At 71.3% G+C, this 14,696-nt stretch carries 14 protein-coding genes, 1 pseudogene and 1 riboswitch; of the genes and pseudogenes, 8 read left to right on the plus strand and 7 right to left on the minus strand.

What is annotated here, in order from left to right:
• Positions 1–62: 62 nt before the first annotated feature.
• The 3 genes from B7C62_19600 to B7C62_19610 all read right to left on the minus strand — a co-directional run bounded on the left by B7C62_19600 (position 63) and on the right by B7C62_19610 (position 3,284).
• Positions 63–989: a 1-phosphofructokinase gene (locus B7C62_19600; protein ID ARF74196.1), complete on the minus strand. Its 927-nt coding sequence runs from the start codon at positions 987–989 to the stop codon at positions 63–65.
• Between the two features lie 205 nt (positions 990–1,194).
• Positions 1,195–2,352 (minus strand): N-acetylglucosamine-6-phosphate deacetylase, encoded by a 1,158-nt coding sequence (locus B7C62_19605; protein ID ARF74197.1) that lies wholly within the window; start codon positions 2,350–2,352, stop codon positions 1,195–1,197.
• Positions 2,352–3,284, minus strand: coding sequence for a sugar kinase (locus tag B7C62_19610; GenBank protein ARF74198.1), 933 nt, complete (start codon positions 3,282–3,284; stop codon positions 2,352–2,354). Before B7C62_19610 ends, B7C62_19605 begins: the two co-directional genes overlap by 1 nt.
• Before the next feature lie 417 nt (positions 3,285–3,701).
• Here B7C62_19610 and B7C62_19615 point away from each other — a divergent pair, with 417 nt between their 5' ends.
• Complete coding sequence (locus B7C62_19615; GenBank protein ARF74199.1) at positions 3,702–4,979, plus strand: ABC transporter substrate-binding protein; 1,278 nt, start codon at positions 3,702–3,704, stop codon at positions 4,977–4,979.
• Between the two features lie 53 nt (positions 4,980–5,032).
• Positions 5,033–5,359, plus strand: a complete 327-nt coding sequence (locus B7C62_19620; GenBank protein ARF74200.1) for a hypothetical protein — start codon at positions 5,033–5,035, stop codon at positions 5,357–5,359.
• A gap of 10 nt (positions 5,360–5,369) precedes the next feature.
• Here the strand turns inward: B7C62_19620 and B7C62_19625 are convergent, their stop codons facing one another.
• On the minus strand, positions 5,370–5,744 hold the full coding sequence (locus B7C62_19625) for a hypothetical protein (protein ARF74201.1): 375 nt from the start codon (positions 5,742–5,744) through the stop codon (positions 5,370–5,372).
• 206 nt (positions 5,745–5,950) lie between these two features.
• Here B7C62_19625 and B7C62_19630 point away from each other — a divergent pair, with 206 nt between their 5' ends.
• On the plus strand, positions 5,951–6,814 hold the full coding sequence (locus tag B7C62_19630; GenBank protein ID ARF74202.1) for a trehalose-phosphatase: 864 nt from the start codon (positions 5,951–5,953) through the stop codon (positions 6,812–6,814).
• Between the two features lie 9 nt (positions 6,815–6,823).
• Here B7C62_19630 and B7C62_19635 read toward each other — a convergent pair whose 3' ends face one another.
• Complete coding sequence (locus B7C62_19635) at positions 6,824–8,224, minus strand: trehalose-6-phosphate synthase (GenBank protein ID ARF74203.1); 1,401 nt, start codon at positions 8,222–8,224, stop codon at positions 6,824–6,826.
• 63 nt (positions 8,225–8,287) lie between these two features.
• Positions 8,288–9,238 (minus strand): glucosyl-3-phosphoglycerate synthase, encoded by a 951-nt coding sequence (locus B7C62_19640; GenBank protein ARF77273.1) that lies wholly within the window; start codon positions 9,236–9,238, stop codon positions 8,288–8,290.
• Between the two features lie 153 nt (positions 9,239–9,391).
• Positions 9,392–9,519, plus strand: a riboswitch (SAM riboswitch).
• 18 nt (positions 9,520–9,537) lie between these two features.
• Here B7C62_19640 and B7C62_19645 point away from each other — a divergent pair.
• The 4 genes from B7C62_19645 (at position 9,538) to B7C62_19660 (ending at position 13,706) form a co-directional block, all read left to right on the plus strand.
• Positions 9,538–10,833 (plus strand): threonine synthase, encoded by a 1,296-nt coding sequence (locus tag B7C62_19645; GenBank protein ID ARF74204.1) that lies wholly within the window; start codon positions 9,538–9,540, stop codon positions 10,831–10,833.
• Between the two features lie 35 nt (positions 10,834–10,868).
• Entirely contained in the window at positions 10,869–11,147 is a 279-nt protein-coding gene (locus B7C62_19650; GenBank protein ID ARF74205.1) for a molybdopterin synthase sulfur carrier subunit, read from the plus strand.
• A 410-nt stretch (positions 11,148–11,557) separates the two neighbouring features.
• Positions 11,558–11,764, plus strand: coding sequence for a cold-shock protein (locus tag B7C62_19655; protein ID ARF74206.1), 207 nt, complete (start codon positions 11,558–11,560; stop codon positions 11,762–11,764).
• Positions 11,765–12,083: 319 nt separating this feature from the next.
• Positions 12,084–13,706, plus strand: coding sequence for a chaperonin GroL (locus tag B7C62_19660; GenBank protein ID ARF74207.1), 1,623 nt, complete (start codon positions 12,084–12,086; stop codon positions 13,704–13,706).
• 215 nt (positions 13,707–13,921) lie between these two features.
• Here the strand turns inward: B7C62_19660 and B7C62_19665 are convergent.
• Positions 13,922–14,095: pseudogene (locus tag B7C62_19665) on the minus strand (lipoprotein Hlp).
• On the opposite strand from B7C62_19665, the gene B7C62_19670 reads away from it, so the two are divergent.
• The gene (locus tag B7C62_19670) at positions 14,056–14,583 is read left to right on the plus strand and encodes a hypothetical protein (protein ID ARF74208.1); all 528 of its coding nucleotides are present in this window, start codon (positions 14,056–14,058) and stop codon (positions 14,581–14,583) included. The pseudogene B7C62_19665 and the gene B7C62_19670 sit on opposite strands and share 40 nt — an antisense overlap.
• The last annotated feature ends 113 nt before the right edge of the window (positions 14,584–14,696 follow it).

Genomic DNA, 14,696 nt, shown 5'->3' on the forward strand with positions numbered 1-14,696 from the left:
AGCCGCTGCCCCCGGAGGAGCTTCCGGGGGCAGCGGCTTTTCCGGCCTCAGGACATCCGGCCTCAGGGCGCCGGAACGTGCGGTTCCACCCGCACGCGCGGCAGCAGCTCCGCGTAGGCCGCCGCGTCGTACTCCCCGGCCGCCGGGGCCAGCACCGTCGCCGTCGACAGGGCCACCGCCCGCGCCAGCCGCTCCGGCCAGTTGAGCCCCTCGGCCAGCGCCGAGAGCAGCCCGGCCACCGCGGAGTCGCCCGCCCCGGTCGGGTTGCCGCGTACGGCGGTGGGCGGGGCGGCCCGCCAGGTGCCCTGCGGGGTGACGGCGAGGACGCCCTCGGGGCCCAGCGAGGCGACCACCGCGTGGGCCCCGCGCCGACGGGCGTCCCCGGCGGCGCGCAGCGGTTCGCGGAAGCCGGTCAGCCGGGCCAGCTCCTCCGCGTTCGGCTTGACCAGGTCGGGGCGGGCGGCGACACCCCGGCGCAGGGGTTCGCCGCTGGTGTCCAGCAGCACGGGTACGGAGGCGGCGCGGGCGGTCCGGATCAGCTCCGCGTACGCCCCGACATGGATGCCGGGCGGCAGCGAACCGCAGAGGGCGACCGCGTCGGCGTCCGCGACGAGCTCCCCGTACGTACGCAGGAAGGCGGCCCATTCGGCGGGGCCGACCTGCGGTCCGGGCTCGTTGAGCTGGGTGGTGTCGCCGGTCGAGCGGTCGATGACGGCGAGGGTGCGGCGGGTGTTCCCGGCGACCGGGACGAGGGCGTCACGCGGCGGGAGCGGGGAGAGGAGGCCGCGCAGCACGTCTCCGGTGGCCCCGCCGACGAAGCCGGTGACCACGCTGTCGTGGCCCAGCGCACCCAGCACCCGGGCGACGTTCAGCCCCTTGCCGCCGGGGCGCTCGGTGACCTCGCCGACCCGGTGGCTGCTGTGCGGGACGAGCGCGTCGACGGTGTACGTCACATCGAGCGCGGCGTTCAGAGTGACGGTCAGGATCACCTGGTCCGCCCCCTCCCTCGATTCCCCCGAACCCCTGACTCTCAGCGGCCCGCGTGACCTTCTTATGGTGACGCGTGCTCAATCAAGGTGACGCGTGATGCTGGTGATCATGCCAAAGGGAGGGCGGCCGGGCCCAGTCCTGGGCTCCGACCGCCATCTCTTCGTTACGTGCCCAACGAGTACATACCCAGCAGGACGAAAGACTTCAGGCCGTCTTCGGCTCGATGATCCACTCGCCCTTGCGCATGACGCCCGCCAGGACGAAGTCCTGGTCGAGCACCACCAGGTCCGCGTCCTTGCCCGGCTCCAGCGAACCGACCCGGTCGTCGACGCCCAGGAGGCGGGCGGGGTTGGCCGAGATGGACCGTACGACGTCCTCCACCGGAATCCGGTCGATGGTGACGGCCCGGCGGAACGCGGTGTCCAGGGTGAGGGTGGAGCCCGCGATGGAGCCGCCCTCCACCAGCCGGGCGACGCCGTCCCTGACCTCGACGGCGAGCGGGCCCAGGTCGTACAGCCCGTCACCGAACCCGGCCGCGTCCATCGCGTCGGTGATCAGCGCGACCCGGCCGGCGCCCTTGTGGCGGTAAGCCAGCTCCAGGACCGCCGGATGCAGATGCGTACCGTCGTTGATCAGCTCGACGGTGATCCGGTCGTCCTCCAGGAGGGCGGTGATCGGGCCGGGCTCGCGGTGGGCGATGGGCGGCATCGCGTTGAACAGGTGCGTCGCGACGGTGGCGCCCGCGTCGATCGCCTCGACGGTCTGCGCGTACGTGGCGTCGGTGTGGCCGATCGCGGCGATCACCCCGAGGTCGGCGAGCAGCCGTACGGAGTCGAGTCCGCCGGGCAGCTCGGTGGCGAGGGTCACCATCCGGGCGGTACCGCGCCCGGCGTCCACCAGCTTGCGGACCTCGGCCGGGTCCGGGTAGCGCAGCAGCTGCTCGCTGTGGGCGCCCTTGCGGCAGGGCGAGATGAACGGGCCCTCGAAGTGGAGGCCCGCCAGGTCGCCCTGCTCGACCAGCTCGGAGAGGATGCCCGCGCGCCGGGCGAGGAAGTCCAGCTCGCCGGTGACCATGGAGGCCACCAGGGTGGTGGTGCCGTGCTCGCGGTGCGTACGGATGCCGTTGAGGACCTCGTCCACGGTGCCGGAGGTGAAGGAGGCCCCGCCGCCGCCGTGGTTGTGCATGTCCACGAAGCCGGGGACCACCCAGTGGCCGGTGAGGTCGACGACCCGGGCGCCCTCCGGCTCGGAGCCGGAGATCCGGGCCGACTCGACGGTCACCCGGCCGTCCTCGACGGTCCCGGTGGGAAGGACCACCCGGGCACCCGCGAGGACCGTGCTGTCTGCTGCGCGTCCGGCCATCAGGCGGATACCTCCGTGGCGAGTAGATCCCAGGCGAGCAGCCCCGCGCCCAGGCATCCGGCGGTGTCCCCGAGGGCCGCCGGGACGATGTGGGGCAGCTTCTGGAACGTGACGCGTTCCTCGACGGCCGCACGCAGTGGTGTGAACAAGGTTTCCCCGGCCTCGGCGAGACCGCCACCGATGATGAGCGTGCGCGGGTCCAGCAGGGTCAGCGCGGTGACGAGGCCCGCGGCGAGCGCGTCGACCGCGTTCCGCCAGACCTCGATCGCCGCCGGGTCGCCCGACTCGACGGCCTTGGCGCAGTCGGCCGCGTCCGCCTCGGGGTCCCCGGAGGCGGCGGCCCAGGCCCGGGTCACCGCGGAGGCGGAGGCCAGGGTCTCCAGACAGCCGCGCTGGCCGCAGCTGCAGTCCAGGCCGTCCGGCCGGACGACGATGTGGCCGATCTCGCCCGCGTACCCGTGGGCGCCCGCCTCGATCCGCCCGGCGATCCCGATGGCCCCGGCGATGCCGGTGCCCAGCGGCACGAACAGGAAGCGGTCGGCGCCCCGGCCCGCCCCGATCCGGCCCTCGGCGAGCCCTCCGGTGCGTACGTCGTGGCCGAGCGCGACCGGAATCCTGCCGAGGCGCTCGCCCAGCAGGGCGCGCATCGGTACGTCGCGCCAGCCCAGGTTGGCGGAGTAGATCGCGATCCCGTTCTCGGCGTCGACGATGCCGGGCACGGCGACCCCGGCGGCCACGGCGCTCTCGCCGAAGTGCTCCTCGCCGTACGCGCGCAGTTCCGCGGCGAACGCGAGGACGGTCTCGACGACCGCGTCGGCGCCGCGCTTCCGGCCGGTGGCCCGCCGCGCCTCGTGGAGCAGCGTGCCGTCGGTCCCGACCAGCGCGGCCTTCATTCCGGTGCCGCCCACATCGAGGGCGATGACATGTCTCACGGGAGACAGTTTCGCCCGCCGACCCCTAAAAGGTCTAGTCCACTAGCGTGGTTTGTTGCGCACCCATACAAAATGATGAACGAGTGAAGGTGGACCGTTTCCTTCCGGAAAGCCACGAAATGGGCACCCGGATCGGGCTCGGGGCAGGGGGCGGCCCGGCCAATGGTCTGGACCAACATACGGGTTCGGGGCCTCGACTGCCATAGCCCGTAAGCCAGTTGTGGGCCGCAAAGCCCGCATACGTTGCCGAAGCGATACGCCTGTGGTGTAGACCTCCCCCTCGGCCGTGGGGGAAAATCGCAGTTCATCCGGACGGTGGCAGGACGGGTGGTGCCGCCGTGGCCGACAGGAACTCCGACCGGGAAGTCCGCACGGCGACGCGACGCCCACCGTCCGTGAGACAGGTGATCGACGAGGATGGGCGAGGCTGTGCAGCGGCGCTTTTCGGTTATGACCGCGGTGGTGGCCGCGCTGGGATTGACGGCAACGTTGTCGGGATGCGGCGGTGAGAGCGGCTCGGGCGATGTCACCCTGAAGCTGGTCGCCGCCGACTACGGCACCAGTTCGGCCAACAGCTCCGAGAAGTACTGGAGCGGTGTCGCGGCGGGCTTCGAGAAGCAGAACCCCGGCATCAAGGTCGAGGTCAACGTCCTCTCCTGGAAGGACGTCGACCGCAAGGTCGCCGAGATGGTGAAGGCGGGCAGGGCCCCCGACATCGCCCAGATCGGCGCCTACGCCGACTACGCCAAGGACGGCAAGCTCTACAGCGCCGACCAGATGATCTCCATCCCCACCCAGGCGAACTTCCTGCCCTCCCTCACCGACGCGGGCAAGGTCGACGGCACGCTGTACGGGCTCCCGTTCGTCGCCAGCACCCGGCTGCTCTTCTACAACGAGAAGCTCTTCGACCAGGCGGGCCTGGACGCCCCCGAGACCTGGGACGACATCCAGAAGGACGCCACCGCGCTCAAGGCGAAGGGCGTCACCACCCCGTTCGCCCTGCCGCTCGGCCCGGAGGAGTCCCAGGCCGAGACGCTGATGTGGCTGCTCAGCAACAGCGGCGGTTACGTCGACGACGTCGGCCTGTACGACATCGACTCGGCCCAGAACATCGCCACGTTCAGCTGGCTGCGGGACAACCTCGTCGGCAAGGGCCTCACCGGCCCCGTCGCGCCGGGCAAGCTGGACCGCGAGAAGGCGTTCGAGGCGTTCACCAAGGGCGAGGTCGGCATGCTCAACGGCCACCCCACGCTGATGGAGGAGGCCGAGGCCAAGGGCATCAAGGTCGGCATGGTGCCGCTGCCCGGCGCCGAGGGGCCGACGAAGGGCTCGATGGGCGTCGCCGACTGGATGATGGGCTTCAAGCAGAACGGCAACCGCCAGGCGATCGGCAAGTTCTTCGACTACGCCTACTCCGACGAGAACGTGCTCGCCTTCGCCGACGAGTACGACCTGCTCCCGGTGACCGGCAGCGCGTCCGCCGAGATGGAGACCGACGCCAAGCACGCGAAGCTGCGCGAGTTCCTGGCGGCGCTCCCCAACTCCCAGCTGCCCCCGTTCGGCAAGACGTCCTGGGCGACGGTGAGCGAGTCGATCAAGACGAACATCGGCGAGGCGGTCGCGCCCGGCGGGAGCCCGGAGCGGGTACTCGGGGCGATAGCCGCGGAGGCGACGAGGGCGGAGAACGCGGAGTAGGGCGCCGTGGCGCGGGCGGGCGCGGTGTCGGAGGGCGCGGTTAGGTTGGTCGTATGACCGCTTCCGCCCCCGACCCGGGCACTGCCCCCGACCCGGACGCCGATCGAGACGTCCCGGACACCGATCGCGACCCCGGTCCCGGCGCCTCCCCTCCGGTGGAGCTGTCCGCGCGGGCGCGGGCGGTGCTCGCGCTGGAGCGGCGGCCCTGGGCCGGGCCCGGGGCGAAGGAGCGGGCGATCCGGGAGGAGCTCGGCATCTCCCCGGTCCGCTACTTCCAGCTCCTCGACGCACTGATCGAGGACGAGCGGGCGCTCCGCGAGGACCCGGTCACGGTGAACCGCCTGCGTCGGCTGAAGGAGGAGCGGCGGGGGAGACGCTGAGACGCGCGCCTCACGTCTGCCGTTGCCGTACGTGGCGTCCGCCATCGGCGTCGTCACCGGCCTCACGGCGCGTCCGCCACCGGCACGCGAACCCCACGGCCACCGAGAAGATCATGAGCGGTCCGGCGGCCCCGTGGATCAGGGTCACCGCCCAGCCCGCCTTCTCGCCGAACAGCTGGCCCACCGCCCTGGCAGCCAGAACGGTGCCCAGCAGCACATAGCTGAGGCCCCAGACGCGGGCCAGCCACACGGGTCCCGTGATCGGCTGCGGCGGCCGGTGCGGCCGGAGCACGGCCAGCCCTCCCCACCCCGCACAGCCCAGCGCCAGGACCAGCATGAACACGGCCCCGGCCGTGCCCAGGGCATCAGTCTGTATCTCCGGCATGCGCGTCACGCTCTTCTCACATCACGCGGCCCCCGTGCCGGGGCCCGCCCCCGGCTCCGCATGATGGCAGTCCGGGCGCGGTACCTCACCCGCAGGGCACGGCAGACATCCGGAACGGCTGCCTTCCGGCTTCCGGCAAGGTGAGCGGCCGGGCCCGTTCGCCCGGACCTGGCCCCAGTGCCCGCGCCCTGGATTAGGCTCACCCCATGGGCAGCCACTCCGTACAGCCGCCGGTCCCGATCCCGACTCCGACCACCCCGGCCGGCCGCGAGGGCCTGGAGGCCGTCCTCGCCCGCCCCGGCCGCGCGGTCATCGCCCTCGACTTCGACGGCACGCTCGCCGACATCGTCCCCGACCCCGAGCACGCCCGCGCCCACCCCGGCGCCGTGGAAGCGCTCGCCGCGCTCGCCCCGAAGGTCGCCTCCGTCGCCGTGATCACCGGCCGCCCCGCAGGTGTGGCCGTACGCTACGGCGGCTTCGCCGGTGTCCCCGGCCTCGATCACCTCGTCGTCCTCGGCCATTACGGCGCCGAGCGCTGGGACGCCGCGACCGGCACCGTCCAGGCCCCCGCACCGCACCCCGGCGTCGCCGAGGCGAGGGCCGAACTCCCCGGCGTACTGCACGAGTTCGACTTCTGGCGCGGCACCTGGATCGAGGAGAAGGGGCAGGCCGTCGCCGTCCACACCCGCCGCGCCCCGGACCCGCGGGCAGCCTTCGAGACCCTGCGCGGCCCCCTCGGCGAGCTGGCCGCCCGCCACGGGCTGATCCTCGAACCGGGCCGCCAGGTCCTGGAGTTGCGCCCGCCGGGCATGGACAAGGGCGTGGCTCTGGAGTCGTACGTCGCCGAGGTCGGCGCCGGGTCCGTCCTGTACGCGGGCGACGACCTCGGGGACCTCGCCGCCTTCGCCGCGGTGGAGAAGCTGCGCGGCGGCGGCCCGGACGGCATTCCGGGGCTGCTGGTGTGCAGCGGCAGCGCCGAGGTGCCCGAACTGGCGGAGCGCGCCGACCTGTTGGTCCCGGGCCCGGCCGCCGTGGTGGACTTCCTGGCGGCCCTGGCGGATCAGCTGTAGGCGCCCCCCTCACTCCTGCCGCAGCGCCTCCAGCTGATCCAGGAACCACCGCTGCGGCGGGAGCGCGGTCGCCGCCTCCGCCAGCCGCTTCGTGCGGCCCGTCCGCTCCTCGGCGCCCATCGACAGGGCCTCGTGCAGCGCGTCGGCCGTGCCCACCACGTCGTACGGGTTCACCACGATCGCGTCCTCGCCCAGCTCCTCGTACGCCCCCGCCTCCCGCGACAGCACCAGCGCGCAGCCCTGGTCGGAGACGACGGGGACCTCCTTGGCGACCAGGTTCATCCCGTCGCGGATCGGGTTGACCAGCGCCACGTCCGCCAGCCGGTACGCGGCGAGCGAGCGGGCGAAGTCGTCCTTCACATGGAGGACGACGGGTGTCCAACTCTCCGTGCCGTACGCCCCGTTGATCTCCGTGGCCAGGGTCTGCACCGCCGCCGTGTAGTCCCGGTAGACCGCGAGGTCCTGGCGGGAGGGGTAGGCGAAGGCCACGTGGACCACGCGCTCGCGCCACTCGGGGCGGGTCTCCAGCAGGGTCCGGTACGCGTGCAGGCCGCGCACGATGTTCTTCGACAGCTCGGTGCGGTCCACCCGCACGATCGTCTTCCGGCCCTCGCCCACCTGCTCCCGCAGCGCCGCCATCCGCTCGTCCACGTCCGCCTCGCGCGAGCGCCGCCGCAGGAAGTCCGCGTCCGCCCCCAGCCCGTGCACCCCGATCCGGGTCCGGCCGGTCCCGCCGAGGATCTCCGTACAGCAGCCGATGAACGCGTCCGCCCACCGCCGGGTCAGGAACGCGGCCCGGTCCGCGCCGAGGATGCCCCGCAGCAGCTGCTCGGCGATGTCGTCGGGCAGCAGCCGGAAGTAGTCCACGGGCGCCCACGGGGTGTGCGAGAAGTGGCCGATCCGCAGGTCCGGGCGCAGCTCGCGGAGCATCCCGGGGACCAGGGCCAGGTGGTAGTCCTGGACCAGCACCGCCGCCTCCGGGCCCGCCTCCTCGGCGAGCGCCTGGGCGAAGGCCCGGTTGTACGCCTCGTACGCGGCCCACTGGCGCCGGAACTCCGCGTCGAAGACCGGCTCCACGGGGGTCTGGTACAGCAGGTGGTGGACGAACCACAGCACGGAGTTGGCGATGCCGTTGTACGCGTCGGCGTGGACCCCGGCATCGATGTCGAGCATCCGTACGCCCGGCTCACCGACCCCCCGCCGCACCGCCTCGCGGTCGCCGTCCCCGAGGGCCGCGCAGACCCACAGCTTGTCGTCGACGGCGCTCAGCCCGGAGACGAGACCCCCGCCGCCGCGCTTGGCGTCGAGCGTTCCGTCCTCGCCGAGCGTGTACGTGATCGGGCCGCGGTTGGACGCGACGAGAACCTGGGCAGTGGACGGGGCGGTGGCTTCGGCATGCTCGGTGACCATGTAGCGGAACCTAGCCCGTAAGGGAAGCCGCCAAACGCGCGTCCGGAGGACGGGCCACCACCATCACGCCGCCCACCGCTGCGCGTACTCCTCGATCTCCCGCATCGGCGGCCGTTCCTCCGTGTCCACCGCGTGGGTGCGCGGCACGAACCCCTCCGCGCCCCGCTCGAACTGCGTCAGCGCGGGCCGCACCAGATGGCCCCGGGAGAGCCGCAGCTGAGCCGTGCGGTAGATCGCCGCCGCCATCCGGCCCAGCGCCTGCCCGTCCTGGTGGCGGTGGCGCCGTACGCCGACATCGACCTGGCCCAGCGCGTCCAGGCCCACGGTGTGCAGCGCGTCGACCAGGAGCCCCAGTTCCACTCCGTAACCGACCGGGAACGGCAGCCGCTCCAGCAGCGAGCGCCGCACCGCGTACTCGCCGCCCAACGGCTGCACGAAACCGGCCAGCTGCGGCCAGTGCAGATTGAGCAGCGGGCGGGCCACCAGCTCGGTGACACGACCGCCCTGACCTGCGGTGTCACCGAACGGACGGTCGTACATCGCCTTGACGAACTGCACGGTCGGATCGGTGAGCAGCGGGCCGACCGTCCCCGAGACGAAGTCCGCGGAGAAGTCCTTGAGGTCGGCGTCGACAAAGCAGACGATCTCCCCGCTGGTCACCAGGAGCGACCGCCAGAGCACCTCGCCCTTGCCGGGCAGGGCCGGGACCCTCGGCAGGATCGCGTCCCGGTGGACCACCCGGGCCCCGGCCTCCGCCGCGACGGCGGCGGTGGCGTCGGTGGAACCGGAGTCGATCACCACCAGCTCGTCCACCAGCCGGACCTTCTCCATCAGCTCCCGCCGGACCGTGGCCACGATCGCGCCGACCGTGGCCTCCTCGTTCAGCGCGGGCAGCACCACACTCACCGAGGTGCGGTGCGGTTCGGCGTTCCGGGCGTCGGTGAGCCGGTCCAGCGGGCGGTCGGCGGACGACCAGGAACGCCTGGTCAGCCAGCGTTCCACCTCTTCGAGCACGGTCGGCACCCCTCGTATGTGATCCATCTCGCCGTTCGGACGACTATCTCAACCGTCCACTCCTTCGGTTACAGTCTTGAACAACGCGGATGACCGTCGCATGTCGGGGTCCGTCCGCACACAAACGCCTGGATCGAAGATCCAGTGCCACAGAGCTCATCCAGAGGGACTGAGGGAACGGCCCGTTGAAGTCCCGGCAACCCTCCTACCGGCCGCGAGGTCACGGTGGGGAAGGTGCCAATTCCGTCTTGCGGCGAAACGCGCCGCGAGGAAGATGAGGAGAAAGGGCCTCCGCCATCATGGCTGTTCAGACCGTCGCAGGTAATGCCACCACCGCTTCCGTGAACCTCGGTCCCGCCGTGGCGCTTTCCTGCCGCGAGTGCGGCGAGCGTTTCGAGCTCGGCCCGCTTTTCGCCTGTGCGTCCTGTTTCGGGCCACTGGAAGTGGCGTACGACCTGCCCGCCGGTGACCCGGAGGAGCTGCGCAAGCGCATCGAGGCCGGTCCCGACAACATCTGGCGCTACGCCCCGCTCCTGCCGGTCCCCGCGGACGTGGCGGAGAAGCCCAACCTGAACCCCGGCTTCACCAAGCTGGTCAAGGCCGACAACCTCGCCCGTGAGCTGGGCGTCACCGGCGGTCTGTACGTCAAGGACGACTCCGGCAACCCGACGCACTCCTTCAAGGACCGCGTCGTCGCGATCGCCGTCGAGGCCGCCCGCGCCTTCGGTTTCACCACCCTCTCCTGCTCCTCCACGGGCAACCTGGCCGGTGCCGTCGGCGCCGCCGCCGCCCGCGCCGGACTGCGCTCCTGCGTCTTCATCCCGCACGACCTGGAGCAGGGCAAGGTCGTCATGGCCGCGGTGTACGGCGGTGAACTGGTCGGCATCGAGGGCAACTACGACGATGTGAACCGCTTCTGCTCCGAGCTGATCGGCGACCCGCTCGGCGAGGGCTGGGGCTTCGTCAACGTCAACCTGCGCCCGTACTACGGCGAGGGCTCCAAGACCCTGGCGTACGAGATCTGCGAGCAGCTCGGCTGGCGGCTGCCCGACCAGATCGTCATCCCGATCGCGTCCGGCTCCCAGCTGACGAAGATCGACAAGGGGTTCCAGGAGCTGATCAGGCTGGGTCTGGTCGAGGACCGGCCGTACAAGATCTTCGGCGCCCAGGCCGAGGGCTGCTCCCCGGTCTCCGCCGCCTTCAAGGCCGGTCACGACGTCGTACGGCCCCAGAAGCCGAACACCATCGCCAAGTCCCTGGCCATCGGCAACCCGGCGGACGGCCCGTACGTCCTGGACATCGCCCGCCGCACGGGCGGCGCGGTGGAGGACGTGAACGACGAGCAGGTCGTCGACGCGATCAAGCTGCTGGCGCGCACCGAGGGCATCTTCGGCGAGACGGCGGGCGGGGTGACGGTCGGCGTGACGAAGAAGCTGATCGAGGCCGGGGTGATCGACCCGGCGCTCACCACCGTCGTCCTGAACACCGGTGACGGGCTCAAGACGCTGGACGCGGTCTCCGCGACCTCGCAGGCGACGGCCACCATCAAGCCGAGCCTGGACGCGTTCCGCGCCGCGGGCCTCGCCTCCGCCTGACCACCCCGACCGCAGCAGCCAGAAAGGCGACCGCCATGAGCGTCAAGGTCCGCATCCCCACCATCCTCCGCACGTACACGGGCGGCCAGGCCGAGGTCCCGGCCGAGGGCGCCACGCTCGCCGAGGTCATCGAGTCCCTGGAGAAGGACCACCCGGGCATCGCCGCCCGCGTCCTGGACGACCAGGGCAAGCTGCGCCGCTTCGTGAACGTGTACGTCAACGACGACGACGTCCGCTTCGAGGGCGGCCTCGACGCGGCCACCCCGGACGGCGCCGGTATCTCGATCATCCCGGCCGTGGCCGGCGGCTGCTGACGCCCGCTCACCCCTGATTGCCCCCTCCGCAGCGCAAAGCGGAGGGGGCAATTCTGCATGGTTGAGCACGGTAGAGTTGGGGAAGCCCCCTTCGCTGCGTGTGCCGCCCGCATATGAGAATGCGCCCGGCCCCGATAAGAAGTAGCCAAAGTGCGTGAACCCCTTGAGGCATAAGTGGCCTTTGCCGGGCCCGACTTGCCCGTAAATTTCAGCAATCCCGCATATTCGGGCGTTCAGCCGTGCCCGGAATTCTCGTCCGATTGACCTGTTGCAGAGGGCAGTTGGGCGGATACATTCAGCCGCGGTCGACGCGCTACGGCGCCGCGCACCCTCTCCTGTCGGAGGGTGGGTTCCGACCCGGGGCCGCGAAGTGCGGTCCCGTGCAAGGGCCAGTAATAGGGGAGTTAGGCATGGCTCAGGGCACCGTCAAGTGGTTCAACGCGGAGAAGGGGTACGGCTTCATCGCGGTCGACGGTGGTGCGGATGTTTTCGTCCACTACAGCGCGATCCAGATGGACGGGTACCGCACCCTCGAAGAGGGTCAGCGAGTTGAATTCGAGATCTCGCAGGGCCAGAAGGGGCCCCAGGCCGACATGGTCAAGCTCGCCGTCGGCTGAGGCCGAGCCCGGCACGGCCGGCCGACGACAGCACTCACGACTCACGCACGCAGGGCCCGACCCCGGAGCGATCAGGGGATCGGGCCCTTCGTGCGCGCGGGGGCGCGTGGCCGGTGTTCGCCCCCGAGGCGCTTGCACTCTCGGGGGTCGAGTGCTAATCATTGGCATTAGCACTCTCCAGGTGAGAGTGACAGAACTTGGACCGGGCCGGTGAGGCCCGCAGGCGCGGTGGGGCAAGGAACCACCACGCCGCAGGCCGTCCGTCGCGGGCGCCTCTCGGTCCGGAGCAATCCACCCCTGTCCGGGAGGACCACTTCACATGGCCAAGATCATCGCGTTCGACGAGGAGGCACGGCGCGGTCTCGAGCGCGGGATGAACCAGCTCGCCGACGCCGTCAAGGTCACCCTCGGCCCCAAGGGCCGTAACGTCGTCCTCGAGAAGAAGTGGGGCGCGCCCACGATCACCAACGATGGTGTATCCATCGCCAAGGAGATCGAGCTCGAGGACCCGTACGAGAAGATCGGTGCGGAGCTGGTCAAGGAGGTCGCCAAGAAGACGGACGACGTCGCCGGTGACGGTACGACCACCGCCACCGTTCTCGCCCAGGCTCTCGTCCGCGAGGGTCTGCGCAACGTCGCCGCGGGCGCCAACCCGATGGCCCTCAAGCGTGGCATCGAGAAGGCCGTCGAGGCCGTCTCCGCCGCCCTGCTGGAGCAGGCCAAGGACGTGGAGACCAAGGAGCAGATCGCTTCGACCGCCTCCATCTCCGCCGCCGACACCGAGATCGGCGCGAAGATCGCCGAGGCGATGGACAAGGTCGGCAAGGAAGGCGTCATCACCGTCGAGGAGTCCCAGACCTTCGGTCTGGAGCTCGAGCTGACGGAGGGCATGCGCTTCGACAAGGGCTACATCTCGGCCTACTTCGCCACCGACATGGAGCGTATGGAGGCGTCGCTCGACGACCCGTACATCCTGATCGTCAACTCGAAGGTCGGCAGCGTCAAGGACCTCATCCCGCTGCTGGAGAAGGTCATGCAGTCGGGCAAGCCGCTGCTGATCATCGCCGAGGACGTCGAGGGCGAGGCGCTCTCCACCCTGGTCGTCAACAAGATCAAGGGCACGTTCAAGTCCGTCGCCGTCAAGGCCCCGGGCTTCGGCGACCGCCGCAAGGCCATGCTCGCGGACATCGCCATCCTCACCGGTGGCACCGTGATCTCCGAGGAGGTCGGTCTCAAGCTGGAGAACGCCGGCCTGGACCTGCTCGGCCGCGCCCGCAAGGTCGTCATCACCAAGGACGAGACCACGATCGTCGACGGTGCCGGTGACAGCGACCAGGTTCAGGGCCGCGTCAACCAGATCCGTGCCGAGATCGAGAACTCCGACTCGGACTACGACCGCGAGAAGCTCCAGGAGCGCCTCGCGAAGCTGGCCGGCGGCGTGGCCGTCATCAAGGCCGGCGCCGCCACCGAGGTGGAGCTCAAGGAGCGCAAGCACCGCATCGAGGACGCGGTGCGCAACGCCAAGGCCGCCGTCGAGGAGGGCATCGTCGCCGGTGGTGGCGTGGCCCTGCTCCAGGCTTCGGCCGTCTTCGACAAGCTCGACCTCACGGGCGACGAGGCGACCGGCGCCAACGCCGTGAAGCTCGCGCTTGAGGCCCCGCTCAAGCAGATCGCCGTCAACGGTGGTCTCGAGGGTGGCGTCGTCGTGGAGAAGGTCCGCAACCTGCCGATCGGTCACGGCCTCAACGCCGCGACCGGCGAGTACGTCGACATGATCGCCGAGGGCATTCTCGACCCGGCGAAGGTCACGCGCTCCGCCCTGCAGAACGCCGCCTCCATCGCCGCGCTCTTCCTCACCACCGAGGCCGTCATCGCCGACAAGCCCGAGAAGGCCGGCGCGGCCGCCCCGGGTGGCATGCCGGGCGGTGACATGGACTTCTGATCGACCGCGGAGACCTCACTGTCTCCCGTTGGACGATCGATGTCCTGAGTACGTCCCACAGGGGCGGTACCTCCGTAACGGAGGTACCGCCCCTGTGGCGTGTCCTGGGACACTACGGGAACAGCCGTGCGGGAACGGAACGGCAGGCAACGGTGGTTACGCGCGCGGGGGACGCGGGCGGCACGCGGAACGGGGGCGGTGCGCCATGACGGCTACGCAGGCAGGGGACGACGACAAGCAGGGGCGGGAGCCGGGGGCGGTACCGGGGCCGGGGACGCGGCCGGAGCAGGGACAGGCGCCGGGACGGGTGCCGGAGACGCGGCCGGAGCAGGAGCGGGAACCAGGGCGGGTGCCGGGCCGGACGCCGGGGCCGCGGTGGGACCGGGGGCGCCTCAAGGGCGCTTGGCTCGTCCTCGTGGGGACGGTCCTGTTCGCGCTGGGGGCCTTCATCGTGGTGACCGGTACGGGGCTCTCCGGTGTGTTCGGGATGCGGGTGGAGACCTTCGGCCGGATCACCTGCCACGACACCCGCGCCGAGAAGGGGCAGACCGTCTGGCACTGCTTCGGCCAGAGCCCCGCCCAGCAGCGGGCCAACGACGCGGAGAAGGCCCGGGCCGCCCGCGAGGCGCTGCGCGTCCATGTCGACGGCATGCCGAAGCGGGCCGAGACCGGGCGTACGCGGATCACCTTCGCGGACCACGACGGCAAGAACGACCCCGAGACGATCACCGCGACCCAGGTGTTCGAGGGCGGCCGGTGGTACGCCCACTCGGGGACGCTCGTCGGCTACGGCATGGTCCCGCTGCTGCTGGGCGCCGGTACGGCGGCCTGGGGCGTGTACCGGGTGCGCGAGGCGGGCGGGTGGCGGGGCCGCTGAGGGCCCGCTCATTGGGCCCGCTGAGGGACGGTTGAGGCGCGGAGCCGGGGCCCTGCCGGGCCGAAGCCGAAGTCTGCCGGGCCGAAACCGAGGCCCTGCCGGGCCGGAGCAGA

Origin of the sequence: Kitasatospora albolonga (genome assembly GCA_002082585.1) — a bacterium.
GTDB classification, from domain to species: domain Bacteria; phylum Actinomycetota; class Actinomycetes; order Streptomycetales; family Streptomycetaceae; genus Streptomyces; species Streptomyces stephensoniae.